At 66.5% G+C, this 26,603-nt stretch carries 24 protein-coding genes and 2 tRNA genes; 12 read left to right on the forward strand and 14 right to left on the reverse strand.

Going from position 1 to position 26,603, the window contains the following annotated elements; translation table 11 throughout:
- Positions 1-118: 118 nt before the first annotated feature.
- Entirely contained in the window at positions 119-2,329 is a 2,211-nt protein-coding gene (locus ACYU98_RS12435) for a (Fe-S)-binding protein (protein ID WP_460468537.1), read from the reverse strand.
- Between the two features lie 171 nt (positions 2,330-2,500).
- Between ACYU98_RS12435 and cysK the strand changes: the two genes are divergently transcribed.
- Positions 2,501-3,430, forward strand: a complete 930-nt coding sequence (gene cysK / locus ACYU98_RS12440; RefSeq protein WP_460468538.1) for a cysteine synthase A — start codon at positions 2,501-2,503, stop codon at positions 3,428-3,430.
- A gap of 62 nt (positions 3,431-3,492) precedes the next feature.
- Positions 3,493-4,110 (forward strand): serine O-acetyltransferase EpsC, encoded by a 618-nt coding sequence (gene epsC / locus ACYU98_RS12445; RefSeq protein WP_460468539.1) that lies wholly within the window; start codon positions 3,493-3,495, stop codon positions 4,108-4,110.
- Positions 4,111-4,207: 97 nt separating this feature from the next.
- On the opposite strand, the gene ACYU98_RS12450 is transcribed toward epsC, so the two are convergent.
- A complete protein-coding gene (locus ACYU98_RS12450; RefSeq protein ID WP_460468540.1) occupies positions 4,208-4,483 on the reverse strand; it encodes an HU family DNA-binding protein in 276 nt (91 codons plus the stop codon).
- A 185-nt stretch (positions 4,484-4,668) separates the two neighbouring features.
- The gene (locus ACYU98_RS12455) at positions 4,669-5,067 is read right to left on the reverse strand and encodes a hypothetical protein (RefSeq protein WP_460468541.1); all 399 of its coding nucleotides are present in this window, start codon (positions 5,065-5,067) and stop codon (positions 4,669-4,671) included.
- A gap of 104 nt (positions 5,068-5,171) precedes the next feature.
- Here ACYU98_RS12455 and ACYU98_RS12460 point away from each other — a divergent pair.
- Positions 5,172-5,261: transfer RNA gene (locus tag ACYU98_RS12460), tRNA-Ser, on the forward strand.
- Between the two features lie 27 nt (positions 5,262-5,288).
- Positions 5,289-6,167, forward strand: coding sequence for a crotonase/enoyl-CoA hydratase family protein (locus ACYU98_RS12465; protein WP_460468542.1), 879 nt, complete (start codon positions 5,289-5,291; stop codon positions 6,165-6,167).
- A 54-nt stretch (positions 6,168-6,221) separates the two neighbouring features.
- On the opposite strand, the gene ACYU98_RS12470 is transcribed toward ACYU98_RS12465, so the two are convergent.
- Entirely contained in the window at positions 6,222-7,655 is a 1,434-nt protein-coding gene (locus ACYU98_RS12470) for a PRC-barrel domain-containing protein (RefSeq protein ID WP_460468543.1), read from the reverse strand.
- 218 nt (positions 7,656-7,873) lie between these two features.
- On the opposite strand from ACYU98_RS12470, the gene ACYU98_RS12475 reads away from it, so the two are divergent.
- From ACYU98_RS12475 to ACYU98_RS12485, 3 genes are all read left to right on the forward strand, one after another.
- The gene (locus ACYU98_RS12475) at positions 7,874-8,233 is read left to right on the forward strand and encodes a hypothetical protein (RefSeq protein ID WP_460468544.1); all 360 of its coding nucleotides are present in this window, start codon (positions 7,874-7,876) and stop codon (positions 8,231-8,233) included.
- A 106-nt stretch (positions 8,234-8,339) separates the two neighbouring features.
- Positions 8,340-8,663 carry a DUF2853 family protein gene (locus tag ACYU98_RS12480; protein WP_460468545.1) on the forward strand — a complete coding sequence of 108 codons (324 nt, stop codon included), beginning with the start codon at positions 8,340-8,342 and terminating at the stop codon, positions 8,661-8,663.
- A 300-nt stretch (positions 8,664-8,963) separates the two neighbouring features.
- Complete coding sequence (locus ACYU98_RS12485) at positions 8,964-9,167, forward strand: cold-shock protein (RefSeq protein ID WP_460468546.1); 204 nt, start codon at positions 8,964-8,966, stop codon at positions 9,165-9,167.
- Positions 9,168-9,292: 125 nt separating this feature from the next.
- On the opposite strand, the gene ACYU98_RS12490 is transcribed toward ACYU98_RS12485, so the two are convergent.
- Positions 9,293-11,209, reverse strand: coding sequence for a penicillin-binding transpeptidase domain-containing protein (locus ACYU98_RS12490; protein ID WP_460468547.1), 1,917 nt, complete (start codon positions 11,207-11,209; stop codon positions 9,293-9,295).
- A gap of 38 nt (positions 11,210-11,247) precedes the next feature.
- Entirely contained in the window at positions 11,248-12,804 is a 1,557-nt protein-coding gene (locus ACYU98_RS12495; RefSeq protein WP_460468548.1) for an LCP family protein, read from the reverse strand.
- A 227-nt stretch (positions 12,805-13,031) separates the two neighbouring features.
- Here ACYU98_RS12495 and ACYU98_RS12500 point away from each other — a divergent pair.
- Positions 13,032-13,121, forward strand: a tRNA-Ser gene (locus tag ACYU98_RS12500).
- Positions 13,122-13,195: 74 nt separating this feature from the next.
- Here the strand turns inward: ACYU98_RS12500 and ACYU98_RS12505 are convergent.
- The 4 genes from ACYU98_RS12505 to ACYU98_RS12520 form a co-directional block, all read right to left on the reverse strand.
- Complete coding sequence (locus tag ACYU98_RS12505; protein WP_460468549.1) at positions 13,196-13,663, reverse strand: GtrA family protein; 468 nt, start codon at positions 13,661-13,663, stop codon at positions 13,196-13,198.
- Complete coding sequence (locus tag ACYU98_RS12510) at positions 13,660-15,207, reverse strand: sensor histidine kinase (RefSeq protein WP_460468550.1); 1,548 nt, start codon at positions 15,205-15,207, stop codon at positions 13,660-13,662. Before ACYU98_RS12510 ends, ACYU98_RS12505 begins: the two co-directional genes overlap by 4 nt.
- Positions 15,204-15,932: a response regulator transcription factor gene (locus ACYU98_RS12515; RefSeq protein ID WP_460468551.1), complete on the reverse strand. Its 729-nt coding sequence runs from the start codon at positions 15,930-15,932 to the stop codon at positions 15,204-15,206. The genes ACYU98_RS12510 and ACYU98_RS12515 overlap by 4 nt, the downstream gene beginning before the upstream one ends.
- A gap of 112 nt (positions 15,933-16,044) precedes the next feature.
- Positions 16,045-17,772 carry a glycerol-3-phosphate dehydrogenase/oxidase gene (locus ACYU98_RS12520; protein WP_460468552.1) on the reverse strand — a complete coding sequence of 576 codons (1,728 nt, stop codon included), beginning with the start codon at positions 17,770-17,772 and terminating at the stop codon, positions 16,045-16,047.
- Between the two features lie 215 nt (positions 17,773-17,987).
- Between ACYU98_RS12520 and ACYU98_RS12525 the strand changes: the two genes are divergently transcribed.
- The 3 genes from ACYU98_RS12525 (at position 17,988) to ACYU98_RS12535 (ending at position 21,719) form a co-directional block, all read left to right on the forward strand.
- Entirely contained in the window at positions 17,988-18,728 is a 741-nt protein-coding gene (locus ACYU98_RS12525) for an MIP/aquaporin family protein (RefSeq protein ID WP_460468553.1), read from the forward strand.
- Between the two features lie 75 nt (positions 18,729-18,803).
- On the forward strand, positions 18,804-20,309 hold the full coding sequence (gene glpK / locus ACYU98_RS12530; protein WP_460468554.1) for a glycerol kinase GlpK: 1,506 nt from the start codon (positions 18,804-18,806) through the stop codon (positions 20,307-20,309).
- Positions 20,310-20,537: 228 nt separating this feature from the next.
- Positions 20,538-21,719, forward strand: a complete 1,182-nt coding sequence (locus ACYU98_RS12535; protein WP_460468555.1) for a benzoate/H(+) symporter BenE family transporter — start codon at positions 20,538-20,540, stop codon at positions 21,717-21,719.
- Between the two features lie 6 nt (positions 21,720-21,725).
- Here ACYU98_RS12535 and ACYU98_RS12540 read toward each other — a convergent pair whose 3' ends face one another.
- The 4 genes from ACYU98_RS12540 to ACYU98_RS12555 form a co-directional block, all read right to left on the reverse strand.
- Positions 21,726-22,484, reverse strand: coding sequence for a hypothetical protein (locus ACYU98_RS12540; RefSeq protein ID WP_460468556.1), 759 nt, complete (start codon positions 22,482-22,484; stop codon positions 21,726-21,728).
- On the reverse strand, positions 22,481-22,969 hold the full coding sequence (locus ACYU98_RS12545) for an RNA polymerase sigma factor (protein WP_460468557.1): 489 nt from the start codon (positions 22,967-22,969) through the stop codon (positions 22,481-22,483). Before ACYU98_RS12545 ends, ACYU98_RS12540 begins: the two co-directional genes overlap by 4 nt.
- A gap of 129 nt (positions 22,970-23,098) precedes the next feature.
- A complete protein-coding gene (gene corA / locus ACYU98_RS12550) occupies positions 23,099-24,247 on the reverse strand; it encodes a magnesium/cobalt transporter CorA (RefSeq protein ID WP_460468558.1) in 1,149 nt (382 codons plus the stop codon).
- Between the two features lie 3 nt (positions 24,248-24,250).
- Positions 24,251-25,648, reverse strand: a complete 1,398-nt coding sequence (locus tag ACYU98_RS12555) for a class II fumarate hydratase (RefSeq protein WP_460468559.1) — start codon at positions 25,646-25,648, stop codon at positions 24,251-24,253.
- A 91-nt stretch (positions 25,649-25,739) separates the two neighbouring features.
- Between ACYU98_RS12555 and ACYU98_RS12560 the strand changes: the two genes are divergently transcribed.
- Positions 25,740-26,579, forward strand: coding sequence for a GNAT family N-acetyltransferase (locus ACYU98_RS12560; RefSeq protein ID WP_460468560.1), 840 nt, complete (start codon positions 25,740-25,742; stop codon positions 26,577-26,579).
- Positions 26,580-26,603 lie beyond the last annotated feature (24 nt).

Below are 26,603 nucleotides of genomic sequence, written 5' to 3' on the forward strand. Positions count from 1 at the left end.
GCAGCCTGTGGAAGAGGACATCCCGCGGCACCACCTGTGAAAGGTTGCCCCGTCAGCGACACGGCTGACACACAGCAAGCGCCCCGCCCTAGGCGGGGCGCTTGCTTCATGTCTCGACTCAGGCGTCGGCCTTGACCGCCGCGAGGAGCATGTTGGCGACATCGACAACCTCGACGTTCTCCGCGGCCCGCCCCTCGGACTGCTCCGCGGTCAGACCGTCGGTGAGCATCACTCGGCAGAACGGGCAACCAACCGCGATCCGCTCGGCGCCAGTGGCGACGGCCTCCTGCGTACGGTTGATGTTGATCCGCGAACCGAGCTTCTCCTCCATCCACATGCGAGCGCCACCGGCGCCGCAGCAGAACGAGGTCTCCCCGCTGCGCTCCATCTCGCGCATCTCCACACCGGGCAGCGAGCCGATCAGCTCGCGTGGCGGGGCGTAGACGTTGTTGTGGCGGCCCAGGTAGCAGGGGTCGTGGTAGGTCACCGATGCACCGGTCGAAGCAGCGCCTGTGGACGAAGCCTGGTCGGGCCGGCTCACTGGGGTGAGGCGCTTCTCCCGTACGAGGCGGTTGAGCAGCTGCGTGTGGTGCAGCACCTCGTAGTCGCCGCCCAGCTGCGGGTACTCGTTCTTGAGGGTGTTGAAGCAGTGCGCGCAGGTGACGATGATCTTGGTCGCGCCGGCCTCGTTGAGGGTCTCGACGTTCTGCTGCGCGAGGGCTTGGAACAGCATCTCGTTGCCGGCTCGGCGGGCCGAGTCGCCGGTGCACGTCTCACCATCACCGAGCACCGCGAACTCCACGCCGGCGAGGTTCAGCAGTTCGGCGACGGCTCGCGTGGTCTTCTTCGCCCGGTCTTCGTAAGCGCCGGCGCAGCCGACCCAGAACAGGTAGTCGACACCGGAGAGGTTCTCGACGTCCTGGCCGTAAACCTTGACCTCGAAGGGCAGGTCCTTGGCCCAGTCGAGACGGGCGCGCGGCGCCATACCCCACGGGTTGCCCTTGCTCTCGAGCTTCTTGAACAAGCCGCCCAACTCGCTGGGGAAGGCCGATTCGATCAGCGTCTGATAGCGCCGCATGTCGACGATGTGGTCGACGTGTTCGATGTCGACCGGGCACTGCTCAACGCAGGCGCCACAGGTCGTGCAACTCCACAGCACGTCCTGATCGATGACTGCATCAGGACCATGCGGGTTGTACGCGGTCAGCGGGTGCTCGACGTCGTAGCCGGTGTCGCCGATGAGCGCGACATCGCTCAGGTCCTCGGCCGCAGACAGGTAGGGCGCCTTGGCGTGGGCGTTCTCGCGCAGCGTCATCATCAGCAGCTTGGGCGAGAGCGGTTTGTCGGTGTTCCAAGCCGGGCACTGGCTCTGGCAGCGACCGCACTCGGTGCAGGTCGAGAAGTCAAGCAGGCCCTTCCAGGTGAAGTCCTCGACCTTGCCGACGCCGAGGATCTCGTCGCCCTCGAGGTCTTCCATCAGCTCCGGGGTCAGCGGCTTGTCGCCGACCATCAGCGGCTGCAACGCGCCGAGGGAGGTGCGCCCGTCGGCGTGACGCTTGTAGAAGATGTTGAAGAACGCCAGGAAGCGGTGCCAGGCCACTCCCATCGTCATGTTGCGCGAGATGGTGATCATCCAGACCATCGCGGTGAGGATCTTGATCGTCGAGATGACGATGACGAACTGTTCGATCGAGCTGGTCGACATGTTCGACCACCACTGCCCCATGAAGCCGGTGAGCGGGAAGTGGAAGGCGTTGGCGTGGTCGCCGCCGTGGCTCTTCTCCAGCGCGTATTCCAGGCCGCGCAGGGTCAGCACGCAGATGATCTCGATCAGGATGACGAGCTCAACGAAGTAGGCCTGCCAGAACATTGAGCCGAAGAACCGCGAACGGCGGCCCTCGACGCCGGCCGAGCGACCGGGGTGGTTCTTACGGCGGTTCCAGATCAGCCAGCAGATGCCGATCAACCCGGTCCAGCCGAGGATCTCGTTGACCCACTCCCAGAGGAAGAAGTGGCCGATGATCGGCAACACGAACTCGGGGTTCCAGACCTGGAAGTAGGACTGCAGCACCGCCAGCGACAGCACGATGAAGCTGATCATCGTCACCCAGTGGGCGGCGGCCACGATCGGCAGCCGAGCCATCCGGGTGTGGCCCAGGAACTCTCGCACGAGCGTCGTGGTGCGCGCGCCCTTTGCATCACGGCGGTTCTCGGCCCGACCCATCTTGAAGGTGGCGATGAACTGGGTGACGGCGCGGGCAGCGAGCAGCACCGCGACGAGCGTGATGCCGAGCGTCAGAACGCCGGCGACGATTTTCAGCGCAGTCATGGCGCGAATCCTATCGGATTGTTACTGGCGGGTAGGGGTGCAGCGTTCGCCATCCGGTCCGGGTGGCCCCTCTACAGAATGGTCTATAACCTGATCTTGGAACATGTATAACCATTGCAGCGTTATGCATCGGGGAGCCCGCTGGCTCCGAACAGACGAAAGGCGAACCGCGTGCCCATTCTTAACGACGTGACCGAGGCCATCGGCAACACTCCGCTGGTCCGAATTAATCGCATCATCGACGAGCCCGAGGTGACCGTCGCCGCCAAGCTCGAATATGGCAACCCCGGCGCGTCCGTGAAGGACCGCATCGGTGCCGCGATCATCAAGGCAGCCGAGGACTCCGGCGAGTTGAGGCCGGGCGGCACCATCGTCGAGGCGACCTCCGGCAACACCGGCATCGCGCTGGCGATGGTCGGCGCCGCGAAGGGCTACAAGGTGGTGCTGGCAATGCCGGAGACCATGTCGTCGGAGCGCAAGGCCCTGCTGAAGGCTTTCGGCGCTGAGTTGGTGTTGACCCCTGGTGCCGGCGGCATGAAGGGCGCTGTCGACAAGGCGAACGAGATCGCCGCCGAGCGCGGCGGGGTGCTCGCCCGCCAGTTCGCCAATGAGGCGAACCCGAAGGTCCACCGCGAGACCACCGCCGAGGAGATCTGGCGCGACACCGACGGCAAGGTCGACATCCTCATTGCCGGCATCGGCACCGGCGGCACCATCACCGGTGTCGGCCAGGTCCTCAAGGAGCGCAAGCCCGACGTGCAGATCATCGCCGTCGAGCCGGCCGAGTCCGCGATCCTCAACGGCGGCGCGCCCGGCCCCCACAAGATCCAGGGCCTCGGTGCGAACTTCGTGCCCGAGATCCTCGACCGCGACGTTTACGACGAGGTCATTGACGTCGACGCCCCGACCGCCGTGCAGTGGGCCCGCAAGGCTGCCACCGACGAGGGTCTGCTGGTGGGTATCTCCTCCGGCGCCGCGCTGTCGGCCGCCGCGCAGGTCGCCGCCCGCCCCGAGAACAAGGGCAAGACCATCGTGGTCATCATCCCCAGCTTCGGTGAGCGCTACCTGTCGACGATCCTCTTCGAAGGCATCTTGGACTGACCCCGTCGCCGGGACCCGCGCCGCGGGTCCCGGCGTAGTCCGTACGACAAAGGAGGTAGGCAGTGGTGGCACTCACCGATGGTGGTCGCTCGCGTAGGTCCACACGCGGCCGTCTGCGTGGAGTGATCGACGGTCTTCGCGAGGACATTGACGCGGCGATCGAGCGTGACCCCGCGGTGGACTCCCGGCTGGAAATGGCGCTCGCATCGCCCGGCCTGCATGCCGTGTGGACCCACCGTGTCTCCCACGCGATGTGGAACCGCGGCGGCCGCTGGAAGCTGCCGGCCCGGTTGCTGTCGCAGGCCTCCCGCGCGGTCACCGGGGTCGAGATCCACCCCGGTGCGCAGATCGGCAAGCGCTTCTTCATCGACCACGGCATGGGTGTCGTGATCGGTGAGACGTCGGAGATCGGCAACGACGTCATGCTCTACAACGGCGTCAACCTCGGGGGCCGCACCCTCGCCAAGGTCAAGCGCCACCCCACCCTCGGTGACGGAGTCACCGTCGGTGCAGGCGCTCGCATCCTCGGCCCGGTGGTCGTCGGCGCCGGTTCTGCGGTCGGCGCGAATGCCGTCGTGGTCAAGGACGTTCCGGCCGACTCGACCGCGGTCGGCGTTCCGGCGGTCGTACGCCCGAATGTCGCCCACGATCCGTGGCAGGACCCCGCGATCTACATCTGAGTGGCGGCCTCACGGCCTGCTTCCACCGCTTCAATCGGATGACCCATGACGAGGGCGCCCCGGGAAACCCGGGGCGCCCTCGTCATGCTTCAGGCGTTCAGCCCTTCGCAGCAGCCTTCAACTTCGAGCCCGCGGTCACCTTGGCAGCCTTCGACGCGGCGATCTGGATCTCTTCGCCGGTCTGCGGGTTGCGGCCGGTGCGAGCAGCGCGGTCGACAACCTCAATGGTCAGCAGGCCGGGGAGCTGGATCTTCTCACCGCGGCCGACGGCCTCGAGGATGACGTCGTTCAGGCCGGAAATGACGGAGTTAGCGTCCTTGACGCTGACACCGGTGCGCTGAGCGATCGTGCTGGCGAGGTCGGTCTTGTTCATTGGAAATCCTGTCTCTGCGAATCAAGTGGCGGACGATGTGTCCGTCAACGATCGATGTGCTGTTCGGTTGTGCCTTCAGCAGTGGCCAAGTCCACCATAGAAACCGCGGAACTGCGCGGAAATGGAGGGCGTGGCTTCGAATCCACCGTAAAGGATGGTGCGCTTGGGTCAACCCGGCGCGCGGATCAGTTGGCGTCGAATCCGGCGTCGGTCGACCGCGGGTGGTCTGCGGGGGAGTCCGTCACCAGGCGGGTGGAGCCGCTGTCGGTGTCGGCATCGGGGGCCGCCACCTCGCCCGGGACGACCGGGCCTTGCTTGCCGTGGACGGCTGCCTGATAGCCGGCGTTCACTGCCCCCTTGGCGGCGCTGCCGGCGCCCTTCAGGGCTGCCTGCCCGGCCGCGGCTGCGACCTCGGGGCCGCGCTCCTTGAGCTGGGTGGTTGCTTGGTCGACCTTCGACTGCACCGCTGGGTGCTGCCAGGCCTTGTTCGCCTGCAGCTTGATCTGCTCGTAACGCGTCTCGCCAGCCTTCGCGCCGGCGACATATCCGGCCGCGAACCCGACCAGGAAAGATAACTTGCCCATGGGCACTCCTCTCGTCTCTGCCGCCCGACACTACCTGCCGGGCTGCCGCAAGGCAGAGCCCGACAATGCCTAAGATAAGTGGCGCTCCGGGCATGCCCGGGCCAGGAGGGCTCGCATAGTGGCCTAGTGCGGCGGTCTTGAAAACCGCTAAGTCGGTAGCCCCGGCTTCGTGGGTTCGAATCCCACGCCCTCCGCTCCACCGCCGCTCGAGGAGGACGCCCGTGAATTACTCCACGCTCACCCACACCCTCGAAGATGGCGTCCTCACCATCACCCTTGATCGGCCCGAAGAGCTCAACGCGTTCACCGTCGAGATGGCAAGCGAACTCGAGCAGTCGTTCCGGGCGGTCAACGACGACGACGCCGTACGAGCAGTGATCGTCACCGGGGCCGGCCGCGCGTTCTGTGCGGGGATGGACCTCACCGCCGCCGACAACGTTTTCGGTCTCGACGAAACCAAGACACCGACGCTCGCGGACCTGGCAGATCTCGACAACCCGGAGATGGCGCGGGTGCGCGACACCGGCGGTCGGGTGACGCTCGCGATCCACGACTGCACCAAGCCGGTGATCGCCGCCATCAACGGGCCCGCGGTTGGGATTGGCGCGACGATGACGTTGGCGATGGACGCCCGACTCGTATCGACAAAAGCACGAATCGGGTTGGTATTCGGCCGGATCGGAATCGTTCCTGAGGCCGCGTCGAGCTGGTTCTTGCCGCGCATTGTCGGCTTGGCTCGCGCGCTCGACTTGGTGCTGAGCGCCGACATACTCGACGCCGATGCCGCCGTTTCCAACGACCTCGCCCTCGGACCGTACGAACCTGCCGACCTGCTGACCCAAGCCCGTGCGCTTGCCGACCGCTGGACCCAGGGTCGTTCCCCTGTCGCGGTGGCGCTGGCCCGCCAGATGATGCGCCGCAACAGTGCCTACGAGCACCCAGCCGACGCCCACCGCGTCGACTCCCTCGCGATGTTCTATACGAGCGTGGGCGACGGCAAAGAAGGTGTGGCGTCCTTCCTGGAGAAGCGCGCGCCCGACTACCGGGGACGCACCTCACAGTTGCCGGACTTCTATCGCGAATGGATCGAACGCCCCTGAACAAGAGCGAAACGCCGGCGCCCGCAGAGGGCACCGGCGTTTCTTCGTACGGTGTCAGTCGGCCGGGTGGAACCCGGCGTTCTGAGCGGCGTTCGAGTCGAGGAACCACACGTCGGGCTCCCGCTCACCGTCGGTCTCGTCGCCGTCGCGGAAGGACATCGTGTCCTGCCAAGCGCGGACACCGTGGCCGAGCGGCTGGGCGTTGTCGTGGATCGGTGCGGCAGAGCCGACGCTGTAGCCACCGTCAACGACCTCGTCGTAGCCGCTGATCCGGCGACCTCCGGTTGCGCCCCCAGTCGATCCGTCAGCTGATCCATCGGCCGATCCGCGGTCGACGCCGTCAGTGGATCCGCCTTCGGCCGCCCAATCGTCAACTGCGGACCCATCGCTTTGAGCGTCAGCGCCACCGCCAGCGGTGGGTCGGGCGCTAAAGGCATAGGAGTTCGCCTCGTCTCCCTCCCAGTCCGATCCGCTGGGCTGCTGGTCGATCTCGCCGCCGGTGCTCATCAAGCCCGCATCGGCTGAATCCGACTGTGGCAGAGCGCTGTCGCCGAACACGTCGGCGCCAGCATTTGTGCTCGCGTCCGGTCCTGCAGTTCCGGGCGCCGGGCTGTCGAACGCGCCGAGCGTCGGGTCGGCCGAGGGAGTTGTCGGCACATCGGCGCGGCCGGACGGATCGGGGATGGTGCCGACAGCGGGCGCGGTCGGGGCGTCCGCGGTGGTCGGATCGACGGGGCGGTCGTCACCGAAACCGGCCGCCTGGTTCGAGGGCTCCGAGCCATAGGTCGTCGTGGGTTCGCTGGGGCTCGCCGGACGCTCATTTGTCGCGCCGTCATTGGCGGCGTCGGCCGAGCCACCGTCGTTGCCACGCGAGGCCCACGCCGCACCGGCGACGCCTGCGGCGCCCACCCCTGCTGCCGCCCCACCGGCGGCGAGCCCGCTGGTGTCCCCGGCTGCGTGGCGACCGCGGCGGGTCTCGTCCGAAGCGTTGAAGCCATCCGAGCCGGCGGTGGCATCGGTCCTCTGGTCGGCCGCGGCGGTGCCGTTGTCGGCACCCCTGTCACTGTCGCTGCCGGTGCCAGTTCCAGTTCCGGTTCCAGTGACGGCAGCATCCTTCTCGTCGCCGGCCTCATCGCCGCGCCAGCCGTGGCTGCGATAGTAGTCGTGCAACTCGGTCTCTTCGCTGCGGGAGACGTGTTCGTCGGCGTCGATCTTCGGCGCGCCCTTCACGATGTCCTTCGTGTAGGGCACCTTCAACTCGTCGCCACTTCCGGTGGCCGCATCGACCGGAACGAGCGTGGCGTGGGTGCCGAACAGGCCGGTTTTCACCGAGACCCACGACGGCTTGCCGGTGCTGTCGTCGACGTAAACCTGCTCGACATTGCCGATTTTGTCGCCGTCGCTGCCGACCAGGGTGGCGCGGGCGAGTCGGTCTAGCTCTTCCTGCGGGACGCTGGGGCTGGGCTGGGTGCCTTCGTTGTCAGTCACTGAAATCAATCCTCGTTCCGGAGTGGACGGGTGTGGATGTAGTGGTGATCGTCGGTCGCCCGGCAGGCGATCAACGCCCGTGATGTGCTAATTCCGATCGTGGCACAACCGGCCCGGCCATTGGTGTGGGAAAACCTGAAAATCACCCCGGCGATGGGGTGACGGCAACCGCCTTGAGCGGCACCATGGAAGGACCGACCGTTCAAGGAAGGACCGTCATGGATCAAGCACCCATCGGACGCACGATCACTTTGTCCCACGACTTCGTCGAGTCGCTGACTCCGCAGCAGCTGCAGGGCTATATCGCCGCGCTCGACGCAGTCGCCGGGGGCGACCACCGAAAGGCGTCAGAGATCGAGACCGCGCTGGCGCAGCGCCTGGCAACTGCGAACGTACGCATGCCGCCGGTTGAACTGCGTCGCATCGCGGAGCAATTCGCTGGACGTGGCGACGCGTCCCTACGAGTCGTTTCCGACGAGGGTCTCGAACTGCTGAACCACCCTGGCCGGTCATCCCTGGAGCCGACCGAGACCCAGCACGCAGACCCCGCCGACCCCGACCGGCCGGCGGCCGTCTGACACCAGCAATCCCCGCAGTGAGCTGGCTCACAGGAGAATCCCAGCCGGAGCCGGTTCGCTGCGATCACTGGGTGCGCTTGATGCACCCCCATCGAAAGGCACCGGTATGGCCACTGACTGGGCAGCAGACGTCAAGAAATACGTCCCCGGCGCGGACGATGAAGCGATTGCCGGCATCGTGCGGCATTGCGGAATCGCCTTGCGCAGCGTCGACGCATCGCTGGTCTCCTTCTCCGACAAGAAGGAGACCGACCGAGTCAAGGCGGGCTTCCTCACCAAGAAGCTGGGTGTCACCGACCCGGCCGAGCAGGATGCCGCTATGGACAAGGTCGGAGCCACCCTCAAGGGGGTGAACCGCAAGCACCGCGTGACGGTTTATTACCTGCTCGCGGACCACTTCGGAAAGCTCGGTCTGTTCAAGAAGAGCTGACAGCAACGCTGCTTCGATCTCGTTTCGACGCCGTTGCTATGCCGTTCCCGTGCGTTCACTTGCATGCGACGCACGGGATACCGGCAGTTCACAAACCACCCCGCCAGACCCGCAGTTGACCGAATCTTGACGATTCAAGAATTTCCTTATGCGGAGTTTTCGGCCAAGGAGTGCTAGCGTCATCACTGTTGCAGTCGCAGTTCCTCGTGCACCAGAAGGTCATGTGGGGTGGTTTCAGCAACACCGGGCCCGTCAAAACGGCTGGCCCGAAACCGCAACATAGATTGAGAGTTACCCCGCATGGCACAGGGAACCGTCAAGTGGTTCAACGCTGAAAAGGGCTTCGGCTTCATCGCCCAGGACGGCGGCGGCCCGGACGTCTTCGTTCACTACTCGGCCATCCAGTCCCAGGGCTACCGCAGCCTGGAAGAGGCGCAGCGCGTCGAGTTCGAGATCACCCAGGGTGACAAGGGCCCGCAGGCGACGAACGTCGCTCCGGTCTGAGTTTCAACTCAGGTAGAAAGGCCCCGTCCGTGTCGGACGGGGCCTTTCGTCATGTCTGGGCGCCTGCGGCAATCCCGGACGCGCCGGTGCCACCGGGCGTACGCCCCCAGCGTTCGGCCGCGCCGTCAGTGCGGTGTGTTCGCCAACGTCGTGAGGAAGTCCCGGGCCACCGGAGCCGCCACGGTTCCGCCGCCCTGCCCGGCCGGCACATCGGCCACCAGCACAGCGAACGCCACGTTGCCCTGCCATCCGGCCAGCCAGGCGTGGGCGCCGGACTTGCCGCCCTCACTGAACTCGGCCGTTCCGGTCTTGGCGTAGACGTCCCCACCCGGTGTGTTCGACAACAGCGTCGCTGTGCCGTCGGTGACCGTCTTGCGCATCATCGTCTTGAGCGAAGCAATGGTCGGGGCATCGAGGGCCATGGGCGCCCGTGAACCCGCCGGAGCGGGTGAGGTGACCAGTGTCGGCGGCAGGAAACTGCCCCGCGCCACCGACCCGGCCATCGCGGCAACAGCCAACGGAGACACCTGAATTCGGCCCTGACCAAAGGACATGGCCGCCTGGTCGGTCTTGCCGCTCGCCACCGGAACGCTGCCGGTATAGGCACCCGAATAACCCACCTGGTCGCCCCAACTGCCACCGATCCCGAAGGCTGCCGCACCGGTCTTGGAGTCGGAGGTGCCGAAGTACTTCATCACCGACGCGGTGAATGCGGTGTTGCAGGAGTGGGCGAAATCGTCGACGAAGGTCGGCGACCCGAGGCTCTCACCCTCGAAGTTGCGGATGATGGAACCGTCGACGTTCAACTCCTGCGGGCAGGTGACCACGGAGTTCGGGTCGAGTCCCTTGCGCATCAACTGGTAAGCCGTCGAGATCTTGAACGTGGACCCGGGGGAGTAGCGGCCGGTGAGAGCGCGCTCCAGCCCGAAGGTCGGCCCGTTGGCCGCGGCGATGATGTTGCCGGAGGGAACATCGATCGCCACGATCGCCGCCGACTTGTCGGAGCCCAGCTTGGCCAGGGCGCTTTCGGCGGCCGTCTGCACCACCGGATCCAGGGTCGTCACCAGGTTGCTGCCGTTGGTGGCCGGCGCCCCGAACAAGGAGGTGCCGGGCGCGGAAGCCGCGGTGATCAGCAGGCCGCCCTTGGGCTGCATGAGCGTGTCGTACTGGCGTTGCAACCCGGAGGCTCCGGCAAACATCCCCGCGCGGTAGAGCTGGGGGTTCTTGGTGACCATCTCGGCCGTGACCGGTCCGACCGATCCCAGAATCGGCTGCGCGAACGTCTTGCTGGCGGCCAGCGGTTGCTTGCGTTGGGCCACTACGACGCCGTCGGCGCGGAAGGCGGCGGCCCGGGATTCGTAGTCGGCCTGGCGATAGGTGACCACGAAGATGGTCGCCTTCGAACCCTTGGCCTTGGCCTTCGCGAGTTTGGTAACCAGTTCACTCGAACCGGTGACCGCCGCGACAGTGGCCGCGGTGGCCGGTGTTGCCTTCGTCGGGTCGAGGGAGATGTCGTAGACCGTTTGGTTGGTCATGATGCCGGCGTTGCCCTTGCCGAGCACCTGACCGCGCAGGCCGGTGTCGGCCTTGAGGACGAACCGGTCGTTCGCCTGCAGCTTGGGATGCCACAGCGATGCATCGCCGATCTTGACCCCCCAGGTGTTCCCAGCCTTGGCGAGGTTCACCGGGTCTGACCAGGTGAACGTCTGTCCGCCACCGATCGCCCACGACACCTTGATCGAAGCAGCGGCGGTGTCGCCGCTGCGCTTGACCGATTCAACGCTCGTACGGATCGTGCCCTTGCCGAGCGCTGCCGTCGCGGTGTCGAAGTTCGCCTGCGCGGCGCTGCCGGTGGTGCCGACGTACGTTGCCCGGTCCAGATGCCGCGCGGCCCAAGCCTGCGCGAAGGAGAGCGCAGCGTTGTCTGCCGCGTCGTTGGCCACCTGTTCCTGGTGGTTCTGGTCCCAGAACATGTAGCCGCCGGCGCCGGCAGCGACCAGCAATCCGGCGGTAGTCGTGGCGAGAACGGTGCGTGCGCTCATCGTGGCCTTTCGTCGGCGCGGGACTGCCGCCCGGGTGGTCAGCAGGAGTCAGCAGTATTGGTGATCGGGTTGAAGGTCGAAGTGCTCGACGGGCTCGAGCTACCGGCGGTTCCGGTGGTGCTGCTCGAGGCGGTGCTGGAGGCGGTGCTTCCGGGCTTGGGCGCGGCCTCGTCGTGTGGCTTGGCGAGGGCAGCCTTGACGATCGACCGGATCTTGGCGTAGTCGGGGTTGTAGTGGTTCACGTTGTCGGACACGTTGACGGTGCGCAGGTTGCCCTTCTTCATCCGGTTGGCCAGATTGGCGAAGGCCGGCAGGTCGTCCTGCGGGATGTCCATCGTGATGTTGTTCTCAGCCACCGACATGATCTGGGTGAACTTCGTGACAAAGCTGATCGGGTCGCTCTGGGAGATCAGCGCACTGACCATGCATCGTTGCCGGCGCATCCGGTCGTTGTCCGACCCGGCGACCCGGCTGCGGGAGTACCACAGAGCCTGGTAGCCGTTCAGCTTCTGGTAGCCCGGCTTGATGTAGCCGGTGATACTGCCCGGCTTGATCCGACCGTTTTCGATCTTCCCGCCGATCGGGATACCAGGGGGCGGCCCAGGAACGTTCATGTAGACCCCGCCCATGGCGTCGACCATTTGGTTGAACCCGGCCAGGTCGACGACGACGGTGTAGTCCATCGACAGGCCAGTGATCTCGCTGACTACCTCGCGGGTGGTGTCGAGCCCAGGATGAGCTTCATCCTTGGGGAAGAGGCTGCGTTTGTTGACCTCGGCCTCTACCCAGATGGCGTCCATCAAGCACTGGTTGTTGGCGCAGCTGAAGCCCTTCGGGTAAACGGCATGCAGCGGGTTGTTCTCGGGGAACGGCACATGCTCCAGGTTGCGGGGGATCGAGACCAGGTTGCTGTCACCGGTCTGCGGATCAATGCTGACAACCATCACCGAGTCGGTGCGCAGTTCCCAGCGACCGGCGCCGCTGTCAGCACCGAGCAGCAGGATGTTCACGCGGTCGACGCTCTTCCACGGGTTCGCGCCGGCAACCGGTGTGGTCGCGCTGCCGCCGCGTTTGTCATAACGCTGCGAGTAGATCTTGTCGAGGGTCCGCTGGGTGATGAATACATAGCGGGTGGCCTGCGCGGCAGGCACCGCCACCAGCACCACCATCACGGCGGTGAAGGCGCGCAAGATCCACTTGAAGTTGTTCGGCCAACGGCGGCCCATCGACTCCCGGGCGGTCACCACGATGCCGGACACCCACGCGATACCGCCGAGCACGAACAAGCCGATCAGGAACCGGATGCCCTTGTGGGTAGTGAAGCTGGCTGCGCCACGGACGATGCCGCCGTTCAGCAGCAGGTAGGTCATCAGCAGTGCGACCAGAAGCGCGGCGACGGCGAGGACAATTCCCCAGGCGCGGCGTCGGGTTCGAATGAGGCCCAGCCCGGGCCAGAGGGTGCTCAACCCGGTCGAGGTCAGCGCGCGGCGAAGCTGACGAGCGCGCAGCAGGCGTGCATCATGGCGGCTGATCGACGCGCCATTGCGCGTTGGTCCGGGCGATGCTTCCGGATCTGGCTGGTCGTGCTGCGACATCCATACCTCAGCTGTGTGGCGACAGTCCGTGTGACTGTGCGTTCATTGCGAGCCACGAGCGTGGGTCCATCCCCCGGACGACACACTGCAACACACGGTTGGTTCAACGTTCCCACCCATTTTGCAGCCGATGACTGCCTCGGGGTAGCCTTGCGGGGCTTTCCGATTCATCGTGCCTTACGACGCCTTCCACGGCAAAGTCGGGCGAGACGATGAGGGTCAGCGGAGGAGGCGTCGCCTAGTCAGGTCTATGGCGCCCGCCTGCTAAGCGGGAGCGGTCTTAAAGCCGCACGAGGGTTCAAATCCCTCCGCCTCCGCAGGAACACGAGGGGCCGTCGAGCGATCGGCGGCCCTTCGTCGTAGCCGCTCGTCCACGCTTGGTGATGCCCGGTCATGTGGCGAACCAGCGTCGCAGCAGCACGAATCGCAACGCCGTCGCGAGCGCGTTACCGGCGGCCACGGTCAGGGTCGCGGCGAGCGTTCCGGCGCCGGGTGAGACACGATGCAAGGCCCACAGTGCCGCGGCCGAAGCGCCCCAGGTGATCAGCAGCAACACCATGCTGCGCACCTGCACCGCGAGGGCGTTGGTGCGGTCCGCCTCGAAGGTGAAGCGCCGATTAGCGGCGGTGTTCAAGATGGTGCAGATCAGTAGCGCGGCGATATTCGCGACCTGGTTGTCGAACACCTGCCGGAAGCCAGCGAAGAGCACCAGGTTGAGCAGAGTGCTGCCCACCCCGATGACGGCGAAGCGGCCCAGTTGGCGGCCGAGCACGCGCCGTGGTGGGCTGTCGGCGACCGTCGGGTCGAGGCTGACGGACTCGGCCAGGGCGACCTCGGGTGAGTCGCGGTCGGGGGTCATGCGATGAGGCTTTCGTCGGAGTGGTCCGTCGCTTCGCCGACGGGTCCGGCGACCGGAAGAGTCACCGTGAACACCGTGTTGCCGGGCACCGAGTCGACGCTGACGGTGCCGCCGTGCGACGCCACCACCGCCTGCACGATCGACAGGCCGAGGCCCGTGGAGCCCCCCGTACGGGTTCGCGCCGAGTCGCCCCGGGTGAAGCGCTCGAAGATGTGCGGGGTCAGGTCGGCGGGGATGCCGGGCCCGTTGTCGCGGACCGTGACGACGGCGTGGGTGTCGTCGGCGCGTACGCCCGCGGTCACGATGGTCCCGGCCGGGGTGTGGCGCCGGGCGTTGGCGAGCAGGTTGATGATCACCTGACGCAGCCGAGGACCATCGCCGATGACCTCGACCGCGCCGTCGGGCAGGTCGAGGTTCCAGGTGTGTTCCGGTCCGGCGGCGTGGGCATCGCTGACCGTCTCGATCAGCAGCATCGATAGGTCGACCGGGGTGCGGTCCAGCGGCCGGCCGGAGTCCAGTCGCGCCAGCAGCAGCAGGTCCTCGACGAGTGCGGTCATCCGGTCCGCCTCGGACTCGATGCGGCCCAGCGCGTGGGTGACACCGGTTGGAACCGGCTCCTGCTCACGGCGCGACAGCTCGGCGTAGCCGCGGATCGAGGCCAACGGAGTACGCAACTCGTGGGAGGCGTCGGCGACGAATCGGCGTACGCGGGTCTCGCTGGCTTGGCGAGCCGTCAACGCCGCGCCCATGTGGTCGAGCAGGTCGTTGAGAGCGTGGCCGACCTGTCCCACTTCGGTGTGGGGGTCGGTGTCCTGGGACCCGACTCGTTCGGCGATGTCGACCTCACCGCGGGACAACTGCAGCTGACTGACCCGACGCGCTGTCCCGGCCACGCGACGCAGCGGCTCGAGGTTGCGCTGGATCAGCAGGGCCGATGCCATGCCGACCACGAGGATGCCGGCGCCGCTGAGCAGGGCCACCGCCAGAGCCATCTTGTCGACGTTGTCGCGGACCGGGCGGGTCGGCAGGCCGACGATGTCGACGACGCTGACCAGCACCCTGCTGTGGGATCCGCTGACCATGAACTCGGTGGTGTGCTGAACGGCGATCAACCGGTAGCTGCCGGCGCCCTTGAGGTCCAGGGTCACCGGGTCGCGGCCGAGGCCAGCGTTGAGCAGTTGGTCGATCTGGGCGGAAGTGAGGGCGGCGCGACCCCGCGGTGACATGATCCACGCCTGCTTGTCGGAGTCACCGGTGCGCGGATCGGCCAGCGTGGTTGGAGTGGAGCTGCCGGCGTAGACCTGCAGTTGCAGGCTGGAATTGCCGGCGACGCTTCCCCCGACGGGGCCGTTGCCGGCGTCACCGCCGTTGGTCATCGCGTCGCGCGAGGTGGTCAACTGTTGATCGACCTGGCTCATCAGCGTCTTGTCCAGCTGCCACACCGACAGGGCTCCGACGGCGGCGGTGACCAAGAAGAACAGCGCCAGAACCGACGCGACGAGTTTGGTGCGAAGTGTCCAGCGGCTGGGGTGCAGCGCGGTCACTTGGCCGGCTTCAGAACGTAGCCCGCCCCGCGCATGGTGTGGATCATCGGGTCGCGGCCGGCGTCGATCTTCTTGCGCAGGTAGGAAATGTAGAGCTCCACGACGTTCGCCTGGCCGCCAAAGTCGTAGTGCCAGACGCGGTCGAGGATTTGCGCCTTGGACAGGACCCGCTTGGGGTTGCGCATCAGGAACCGCAGCAGCTCGAACTCGGTGGCGGTAAGGGTGATCTCGTCGTCACCGCGCATCACCTCGTGGCTGTCCTCGTCGAGACTCAGGTCGCCAACGCGCAGCATCGAGGAACTCTCCTCGACGAACTGGGTCGAGCGCCGGATCAGGGCTCGTACGCGGGCGACGACCTCTTCGAGGCTGAACGGCTTGGTGACGTAGTCGTCGCCGCCGGCGGTCAAGCCCGCGACACGGTCCTCGACCGCGTCGCGCGCGGTGAGGAAGAGCACCGGAAGGCTCGGGTCGGTGTCGCGCATCCGGCGCAACACCTCCATCCCGTCGAAGTCGGGCAGCATCATGTCGAGCACCACCGCGTCAGGTTGGAACTCCTTGGCGGTGCGGACGGCACCGGTGCCGGTGGCGGCCGACTTGATCTCCCACCCCTCGTAGCGCAGCGCCATGCTGAGCAGCTCGGTGAGGTTTGCCTCGTCGTCGACAACGAGCACGCGGACGGGCGAGCCGTCGATGCGGGTGAGCGCGGGGGAGTTCGTCATGGGCATGAGTCTGAACCTCACAGGTAGCGCCAAGCCAAGGGAAAGCTGTGTGAAGCCTATGACGATTCGGTGGTCGGTGGAACGGGTTCAGACTCTCCCGCGGTTGGGTCAGCTCGCGTCAGCGGGTGGCGAGCACCGACCGCAGACCCGGCCGGGTCTCCGGGGCTGCGTTGCGGCGGGAGTCCGATTCCTCGTCGGTGTCCAGCTCTTGGCTGGCCCGCTCGGCCTCGACGCGTTCCATGTAGGCGCGCACCTCCAGGCTCTTGCGCTCCTCATCCCACCCGAGAACGGGGGCGATCAGATCGGCGGCTTCCTGGGCCGCGTCACTGCCGCGGTGTTTGGTTTCGATGGACATCCGGGTGCGGCGGGTCAACACGTCGGCTAGATGCAGCGCCCCTTCGTGTGTTGCGGCGTAGAGGAGTTCCGCGCGCAGATACGCCTCGGCGGATTTCACCGGTTCGAGCAGCGACGGGTCGTCGTCGGCAAGGGCCAGCACCTCGTGCAGCTTCGAGCCGTAACGGCCCAGCAGGTGCTCGATCCGCCACTGCGGCAAACCCGTCTCTGCGCTGAGTTCACTCTTTAAATTGACCAGGGCCTGATAGCCGTCGGCGCCGATGAGGGGCACGTGGTCGGTGACCGAGTCGCGGATGGTGCCAAGGTCTTTGGCCGCAGCGTTGATCGCGTCCTGGGCCATGACCCGGTAGGTCGTGTATTTGCCGCCGGCGATCGAGATCAGCCCGGGCTCGGGCCGGGCGACGGCGTGTTCGCGGGACAACTGGCTGGTCGACTCGCTCTCGCCCGCCAACAACGGACGCAGACCGGCGTAAACGCCCAGGATGTCGTCCTTGGTGATCGGCGACGCCAGGACCGAGTTGACATGATCGAGGATGTATTCGATGTCGGTGCGGGTGGCTGCCGGGTGGGCGACGTCGTACGACCAGTCGGTGTCGGTGGTTCCGATGATCCACTGCTGGCCCCACGGAATGACGAACAGCACGGACTTCTCGGTCCGAAGGATCAGGCCGACCTCGCCGGCAATCCGGTCGCGCGGCACCAAGATGTGCACACCCTTGCTGGCTCGCACCCGGAACCGGCCTCGGCCGCCGCTCATCTTCTGGACGTCATCGGTCCATACGCCTGTGGCGTTGACGACGACCTTCGCGCGCACTGTCTGGCGGCGGTCGGTCTCGACGTCGCGGACGACCACACCAACGACCCGATCGGCTTCCTTGAGGATCTCCACGACCTCGGTGCTGTTGCGCACCACGGCGCCGTAGTGGGCCGCCGTACGGGCGACGGTCATGGTGTGCCGAGCGTCGTCGGCTTGCGCGTCGTAGTAGCGAACGGCGCCGACCAGCGCGTCGTGCTTGAGGCCGGGGAACATCTTCATCGCCCCGCCGCGGGTGAGGTGCTTCTGTCGCGGCACCGAGCGGGCACCGCCCATCTGGTCGTACATCGCCAGGCCGGCGGCAACATAGGGCCGTTCCCAGCCGCGGTGGGACAGCGGGTAGAGGAAGGAGACCGGGTGAACGAGGTGCGGCGCGATCCGGGTCAGCATCAGTTCACGTTCGTGCAGTGCCTCGGCGACCAAGCTGAAGTTGAGTTGCTCGAGGTAGCGCAGGCCGCCGTGGAACAACTTGCTGCTGCGGGAGGAGGTGCCGCTGGCGAAGTCGCGCGCCTCAACCAATCCCGTACGAAGCCCGCGCGTCGCGGCATCGAGCGCCGCGCCGGAACCGGTGACACCGCCGCCGATCACCAGGACGTCGAACTCGCGTTCGCCGAGTTCCTCCCAGGCCTGAGCGTGTTCTTGCGGTCCGAGCTTGGCGTTGAACGGTTGCATGACCATGGTGTCCTCCGGCGTGAGCGGGTCGTGAACTGACCCGCCCTCAGCCTAGGGGTGTCGGTGGCGCGGCCAGAAGGGCCTCGGGGCCCGAACTTGACACTACTTTCAGGTATTCCTGTTGGTGGATCATGTTTTATTGGTAGAACATATGCACCGCTACAACGAGGTGCGTGCGTGACGCGCGGCCTCGCCACGAACCCGGAAGGATGAGGTCGAACGTGAGCCTTGGTTCAGTATTTATCAGTGAGGTGATCGGCACAGCCATTCTGCTGCTGCTCGGTTGCGGCGTGGTCGCCAACGTGGCGCTCCCGAAGAACAACGGGACCGACGGCGGCTTCCTGATGGTCAACTTCGGGTGGGGCCTCGCGGTCTTCTCCGGTGTTTACGCCGCCTACAAGTCCGGGGCTCACCTCAACCCCGCAGTCACCCTTGGTCTGCTCACCGAGCACTTCCACGACTCTGGCATCACCTATGCCAAGGGCGTCGACGTCACCTTCGGTTCCACGCTGACCTATTTCGCCGGTGAGTTCATCGGCGCCTTCATCGGTGCAGTGCTGTGTTGGATGGCCTACAAGAAGCAATTTGACGAGCGCGGCGACGCTGGTTCGCTCGGTGTCTTCTCGACCGGTCCGCAGATCGCATCGACCGCCTGGAACCTGGTCACCGAGATCATCGCCACCTTCGTCCTGGTCTTCATCATCATCTGCTTCGGCAAGAGCCCCTCGGGCCTTGGCCCGTTGGCGGTCGCACTCCTGGTTGTGGGTATCGGCGCCTCCCTCGGTGGACCTACCGGCTACGCCATCAACCCGGCGCGTGACCTCGGCCCGCGCATCGCGCACGCCGTGTTGCCGATCCCGCACAAGGACTCCAACAACTGGGCCTACGCCTGGGTGCCGGTCGTCGGCCCCGCGGTCGGCGGCATCCTGGCCGGAATCGTGGCCATTCTCTACGTGAAGTGACACCACTCGGGCGGCCCCGCAACGGGCCGCCCGAACTTTTCAAACCTTCGTTCTTCTGGCTAAGGAGCCGCCGCAGTGACCAAATACATCGCGTCAATCGACCAGGGCACCACGAGCACCCGCTGCATGATTTTCGACCACGACGGCAAGGTCGCCTCGGTCGCACAGATGGAACACGCGCAGATCTTCCCCAAGGCCGGGTGGGTTGAACACAACCCCGCCGAGATCTGGGCAAACACGCGCAAGGTCTGCGCCGATGCCATGGCGACACTCGACATCCCGATCTCGGACATCGCCGCGGTCGGCATCACCAACCAGCGCGAGACCGCCGTCGTCTGGGACAAGAACACCGGTGAGGCCGTCTACAACGCCATCGTCTGGCAGGACACCCGCACCGACAAGATCGTCGAAGAACTCGGCGGCTCCGAGGGCGCCGAGAAGTACAAGGCGAAGGTCGGACTGCCGCTGGCAACCTACTTCTCCGGCCCCAAGGTGAAGTGGATCCTGGACAACGTCGATGGAGCTCGCGCCAAGGCCGAGGCCGGCGACCTGCTCTTCGGCAACATGGACACCTGGGTGTTGTGGAACATGACCGGTGGTTCCGACGGCGGCGTTCACGTCACCGACGTCACCAACGCCTCGCGCACCATGCTGATGGACCTCGACACCCTCTCCTGGGACTCCTCGATCGCCGCCGATATGGGTATCCCGATGTCGATGCTCCCGGAGATCAAGAGCTCCTCGGAGGTCTACGGCAAGGTCCGCGAACGTGGCGTGCTCGCCGGCGTTCCGGTGGCCGGCATCCTCGGCGACCAGCAGGCTGCGACCTTCGGTCAGGTCTGTTTCGAGCCCGGCACCGCCAAGAACACCTACGGCACCGGCAACTTCATGCTGCTGAACACTGGCGAAGAGAAGGTGATGAGCAAGAACGGTTTGCTGACCACCGTCTGTTACAAGATCGGCGACCAGAAACCGATCTACGCGCTCGAGGGGTCGGTGGCTGTCACCGGCTCGCTGGTGCAGTGGTTGCGCGACAACCTCAACCTGATCGGTTCGGCGCCCGAGGTCGAGGACCTCGCCAAGGGTGTCGAAGACAACGGTGACGTCTACGTCGTGCCGGCGTTCTCCGGTCTGTTTGCTCCGCACTGGCGGTCCGACGCCCGTGGCGCGATCGTGGGCCTGACCCGCTTTGCGAACAAGGGTCACATCGCGCGCGCCGCGCTGGAAGCGGTCGCCTTCCAGAGCCGTGAGGTGATGGACGCGATGAACGCCGACTCCGGTGTCGACCTGACCGAGCTGAAGGTCGACGGCGGCATGGTCGTCAACGAGACCCTCATGCAGTTCCAGGCCGACATCCTCAACGTCCCGGTCATCCGCCCGGTGATCAACGAGACCACCGCCCTCGGTGCCGCATACGCCGCCGGTCTGGCCGTTGGCTTCTGGAAGGACGAGGACGAACTGCGCAAGCAGTGGGCCGAGGACAAGCGCTGGGAGCCGAAGATGGAAGAGGCAGAGCGCACCCGGCTCTACGCCCGCTGGAACAAGGCCGTGCAGCGCACCCTGGACTGGGCGAACGACTGATCATTCGGTAGGGATTGGTTCGGTCGGCTCGAGTTTCTTCGGGCCGGCCGAACTGCGTTTGCGGTGGTGTCAGGGTTACCCGAGGGTCCAAAACGAAGAGAACATGACGTGACTCGCGCAGCGTGGTCATGTCGCGTCCTCCGGCTGGGCAAGGCAAACCTGACTTAGCACTTCGACCCTCGCCAATCCGGCGTCGAGCAATGACGGGGGCTGCACTACCTTCGCGGCATGGACGGTGTGGGAACGGGAGTGCCGATCGGCGCTGGAATCGTCTGCGCCCTGGTTGGTTTCACCTCCTCCTTCGCGGTGGTCCTCGCCGGGTTGCGGGCGATGGGTGCCGATCCAGGCCAAGCTGCCTCAGGACTGTTGGCGGTGACGGTCACTATGGGCGCCGCGACCGTGTTGCTGGCCCGGCGCTTCCGGATGCCGATCACGGTGGCCTGGTCGACGCCCGGAGCGGCGTTGCTGATCACCACCGGAGCCGTTGCGGGCGGGTGGCCGGCTGCCGTCGGGGCGTTCGTCGTCTGCGGTCTGCTGCTGGTCGTCACCGGACTCTGGCCGGGACTGGCTGCCCTCGTACGCCGCATTCCCGCCTCGATCGCTCAGGCCATGCTGGCTGGGGTGCTCCTGCCGCTGTGTGTTGCCCCGGTGACGTCCCTCTCGCAGCATCCGGCCGCGGTCGCCCCGGTTCTCCTGGCGTGGATCGTGCTGCTGAAGCTACGCCCGCGCTGGGCCGTCCCAGGCGCCTTCGTGATGGCTCTGGCGGTGATTGTGATCGCCCTCGTTCGCGACGACGCCCTGCCGGGTGCGTCGGCGATCGTTCCGCATCTGGAGTGGACGACACCGACCCTCACGTTCCAAGCACTGACCGGAGTTGCCCTGCCGCTCTACATCGTCACGATGGCCTCGCAGAACATCCCCGGCGTCGCCGTCATGTCGACCTTCGGTTACTCCGTTCCGTGGCGCCCGGCGCTCGGGCTGACCGGGACCGGTTCGGTGCTCGGCGCACCGTTCGGCGGCCACGCGATCAACCTCGCGGCGATCAGTGCGGCGCTCGCTGCTGGGCCTGATGCCGGCCCCGACACCGAACGTCGCTGGATTGCTGGAGTCTCGACCGGCTGCACCTACCTGGTGTTAGGTGCGCTGAGCGCGGGTCTGACCGCGGCGGTGGTGGCCGCGCCGGATGGCGTGGTGCAGGCGGTTGCTGGCGTCGCGCTCGTGGGTGCGTTCGCCGCAGCCTGTGCCGGGGCGATGAGCGATGAGTCGGCCAGAGTCCCGGCAGCGGTCACGTTCGTGGTCGCCGCCTCCGGCGCGACCATCGCCGGCATCGGAGCGGCATTCTGGGCGTTGGTCACCGGCCTGGTCGTGACCGCGGTCCTGCGACAGCGACCGGTGAAGCCGGTCGTGTAAACGGGCTCACCCGTACGGTCGCGGGACGACTTTCCCCGACCAACGCAGCTCTCGCGGTTTGCCGACCGCGGTGCAGACCGAGGTGGAGATCGTCACGGTGCCGCTGCCGCGCAGCGTCCAACCGCCGAACGTACGGGTGTCGTTGATTTCCTGCTTCGTCACCTTCGCGCAGCCGGCGGCTGCGTCTTCGACGAAGCCGCCGCCGGGTGTCATCACCGACCAGGCGTAGGGGAAGGTCATGGCGGGGGAGGGAGCGTAGGCCGGTCCGTGCAGTTCGCCCGCCACGGTCAGTCGTCCGCGCAGCAGCGACAGCACCGGACGAAAGACCAACGGCTGACCATCGACGGTCACGGACACCTGGGACGGACCAAAAACGGTTGCACCGGGAACAGTGAAGGCCTCGGTGGAATTCGACCTGCCTGGTTGCGCCATCCCGGTCATTTGATCCCCGCCGGACCCCGGGGTCGCGCCGGTCGGCGTCGATCGCGCGGTGTTCGGGCCGCCAGCGGCGGATGCCAGCGCGGTGCCTCCAGCGGTCGACGCGTTGTTCGGGTGGCTCGGCGCGTGGACGAGGGCAAGCGCGACCACGCCACACGCAGCTGCGGCCACGCCACCTCCGAGCCACCACGCCCCGCGCTTGCGTTGCTCTGGGCGATGCAGTTGCGAGAGGAACTCGGCTTCCTTCTCGGGCGAGCTGGGGGTGGTGTCGATGGCGTCGGCCTTGGCCGCGAGCGCATCACGCAGGCGCTTCTCGAGGTCGCTCATCGTCCCTCCTGCAGCTGGGCTGCCAGGGCGGCGATCGCCCGGCTGGCTTGTGACTTCACGGTTCCGCGACTGATCCCGAGCGCGTCGGCGATCTGCGCCTCGGACAGGTCCGACCAGTAGCGCAACACCAGCACTTCACGCTGGCGCGGCGGCAGGGTGTCGAGGGCGGCCAGCACCCCGCTGTGTTCCTCGGCGAGCAGCACAGCATCGTCGGCCGGTGGGGCGATCTCGGGCTCGGCAACCCGCAGGTGTGCCCGGACCGTACGGCGTCGGCGAAGTTGGGAGCGGCACTGATTGACCACCGCGCGCCGGATGTAGCCGAGCGCAGCATCCGGGTCGCGCAGCGATCCGAGGTTGCGGGCGGTGCCCAGGAAAGCGTCATGAACGGCGTCTTCGGCCGCTTCCGGGGTGTCGACCAGCAGCCGCGCCATCCGGATCAGCGACCCGCGGTGTGCGCGATAGAGGTCGGCGAGGTCGACGCTCATCGTGGTCTCCCGAACCCTCCGGTGGCGTGTTCCCGGGGCGACCGGGACGGACAGCACCGACATTACGGGCTGTCCGGGGCGCGCAGCGGGCTCATGAAGTCAAGGACGCCCAGCCCGCCGGAAGGTTGCCTAGAGCCAGCGTTTGCGACGGAAGACGATCCACATGATGGTTGACACCGCCAGCATCGACAGCAGCGCAACCGGATAGCCGAACCACCAGTGCAGCTCCGGCATCCGGTCGAAGTTCATGCCGTAGATGCCGGCAACGATGGTGGGGGCGAACAGGATGGCCGCCCAGGACGACGCCTTCTTGACCTCATCGGCCTGGGAGTTGGCGACCTGCGCGAGCCGCTTCATCTCCTCGTTCTGGGTCTGGGCAACAAGCGTTGCGTTCAGGCTCAGGATGTCGGCCAGTGACTGGCGGAAACCTTCGACGCGTTCGCTGACCGACGTCGCGTGGTCGGAGACGTCGCGCAGGGCGCGGATCAGTTCGGCGTCGAGTTGCGTGTGGTCCTGTTGCAGCACCGCGAGGATGCCCTGCAGTGGCTTCACCGCGCGCTGGAACTCCATCACTTCCTGCGACAACTCGTAGATGCGGCGCGACACGGTTGGGTCGGATTCGAAGACCTGGTTCTCGATCTCGTCGATGTCGTTCTCCAGCCCGTTCACCACCGGGGCGTAGCCGTCAACGATGTGGTCGAGCACCCCGTAAAGCACGGCGTACGGACCCAGTCGCAGCAGTTCCGGGTCGTCCTCCAACCGGCGGCGTACGACGGCCAGTTGCGGCTGCGAGGAGTGGCGCAGGGTGATGACGAAGTGGGGTCCTACGAACAGGTGGATCTCGCCGAAAGAGACGGTCTCCGTCGCGTCGTCGTAGGTCGCCGCGCGCAGCACGATGAACAGCGTGTCGTCGTAGCGCTCCAGCTTGGGGCGCTGGTGGGCCACGATCGCGTCTTCGACAGCCAGCGGGTGCAGGTCGAAGATTCGCGCCATCTGCTGCACTTGGTGCGGGTTGGGTCGCGCCATCCCGATCCAGGCGAGTGGCCGCTCGCTGCTCTTCTCCTGGTCGGAGAGTCGGTGGATCGTCTCGGAGATGGTCTGCGGGTTCTCCAACTTGCGACCGTCGCAATAGATCGCCTGCTCGACCACGGTTGCCTCGGCAGAGTGTTCCTCCGCCTCGCGTACGGGCTCGAACGATGCCACCGGCGCGTCATAAGACGGTGCGGTGCGGGGGGCCATGCGGGGGACGCCGAGCGTTCGGCCGCGCCAGACGGGCATGGCTCAGATCCTAGGCCGCGCCATCGACAACACGTCCAGAGCTTCGTCCAACTGTTGTTCGGTGAGGGTGCCGTTCGCCACGTGGCCGCGATCGATCACGACCTCTCGAATGGTGCGCCCCTGCTTCAGGGCCTGTTTGGCGATCGCGGAGGCTTCGTCATAGCCCAACTCGTGATTCAGGGCGGTCACGATCGAGGGTGAGGACTCCGCGTAGCGGCGGGCGCGCTCCACATCTGCCTCGATCCCATCGACACAGCGCTGCGCGAACACGCGCGCCACATTGGCCAGCAGCCGGATCGACTCGAGCACGTTGCGGGCGATCACTGGGAGCATCACGTTCAGTTCGAAGGTGCCGGCGGCGGCGCCCGCGGTGACAGCGGCGTCATTGCCGATGACCTGCGCGCTGACTTGCAGCATGGCTTCTGCCAGAACCGGATTCACCTTGCCGGGCATGATCGAACTGCCGGGTTGGAGGTCGGGCAAACGGATTTCGGCGAGCCCGGCGGTCGGCCCCGACCCCATCCAGCGGATGTCGTTGGCGATTTTGGTGAAGGCAACCGCGGTCGTACGAAGGCTGCCGGACAGTTCGGCGAGGCTGTCCCGGCTGGACTGGGCGGCGAAGTGGTCGGTCGCCTCACTCAGCGGGAGGTCGAGGTCCTTGGCCAGCGTCGCGATCACCTCAGCGGCGAGGCCGGCAGGAACGTTGATCCCGGTCCCGACCGCCGAACCACCGAGCGGGAGAGCGCCGACCGCGGGCAGCAGCCCAGCCAGCCGGCTGGCCACGAACTCGACCTGGCTGGCGTAGCCGCCAAACTCCTGGCCGAGCGTGACGGGGGTGGCATCCATCAGGTGGGTCCGACCGGACTTCACCACGTCGGCGAACTCAACGGACTTGCTGCGCAACGACGTCGACAGGACCTCGAGGGCGGGCAACAGGTCGTCCTTGACTGCGGAGGCCGCGGCGATGTGGATTGCCGACGGGAACTGGTCGTTGGAGGAGAACGGGTCGTTGACGCCATCGTTGGGGTGCACGGCCCGGCCCAGGGTCTCGCCCGCCAGGGACGCGATGACCTCGTTGGCATTCATATTGCTGGAGGTGCCCGACCCGGTCTGGAAGACGTCGATCGGGAACTGGTCGTCCCACTGACCACCCGCGACCTGGGCGGCGGCGGCCGCGATCGCGTCGGCGACGTCGGCCTCGAGCAGCCCCCGCGCGGCGCGCGCTCGGGCGGAGGCGCCCTTCATCGCGGCGAGCGCGTGGATGAGGTCGGGGTCGATCGGCCGGTGGGAGATCGGGAAATTCTGCACCGCGCGCTGGGTCTGCGCTGCCCACTTCGCATCGATCGGCACTTCGACGTCACCCATCGAGTCGTGCTCGGTCCGTGTTCCCTGGTCGCTCATCGCGGGCCCTTTCGACATCGGTAGTAATGCGTTTCGGTCGTTATAACAACCACATCCCGTGGGGTCTTCCAAGTCCTGCCAGAGTGACGCCATGGAGACAGCCGTGGTTCGCGACCGACTGACCGAACTGCTCACCGGAAATGCGCCGGGTGACGTTGCGGCGCTGGTGAACCGGGTGGTCGCCAGCATCGAGCCGGATCAGCTGGTCGAACTATCTGGCGGGTGGGCCTGGCTGGTGGAGCACGCCGCTGGAGAGGGGGCGGCGCGGGTCATGTCCAGCGGCGCGGTCGATCCGGTCTCTCTTCGTGCTGCCGCGCGGGCTCGGGGCTGGGCGACGCTGGTGTTCAGCAGCTACCGGGGCGATGAGACCACTGCCGCGCTGGTCGCGGCCCTCGAGCCGCAGTTGGTGGCCACCAAGATGAGCCTCGACGTTTCTGCTGTCGAGGCAACCGGGGACATCGAACTGTGGCCGATGACCCAGCAGCAGTACGACCACTACGCGACCGGCGAGATCGAGCATTACGCCGAGGAGTTGTTCGGCGCTGGCGGTTTCGCCTCGATGGACGAAGCTCGGCAGGAGTCCCGGCAGCAACATGACCACCTGCTGCCCGACGGCCTGGCGACGCCGAATCACCACCTGTGGGCGGCGTACGCGGGCGGTGGTGACGCGGTCGGCACCCTGTGGATCGCTGACGAGGAGGGCTACTCGTTCATCTATGCAATCGAGGTCGACCCGGCCCATCAGGGCCGCGGCCACGGCACGGCGATGCTGCGCGCGGGCGCTTCGACCGTACGAGATTCGGGGCGAACGATGCTCTGGCTCAATGTTTTCGGCCACAATCCCAACGCCCGACGGTTGTACGAGCGGGAGGGCTACGCGGTCAACGAGCAGATGTGGCGGGTCGCGACGGCGCCCGGCATGCACGCCTGAGGGCGATCGGTGGTCCATGATGGA

Source organism: Calidifontibacter terrae, assembly GCF_054778835.1.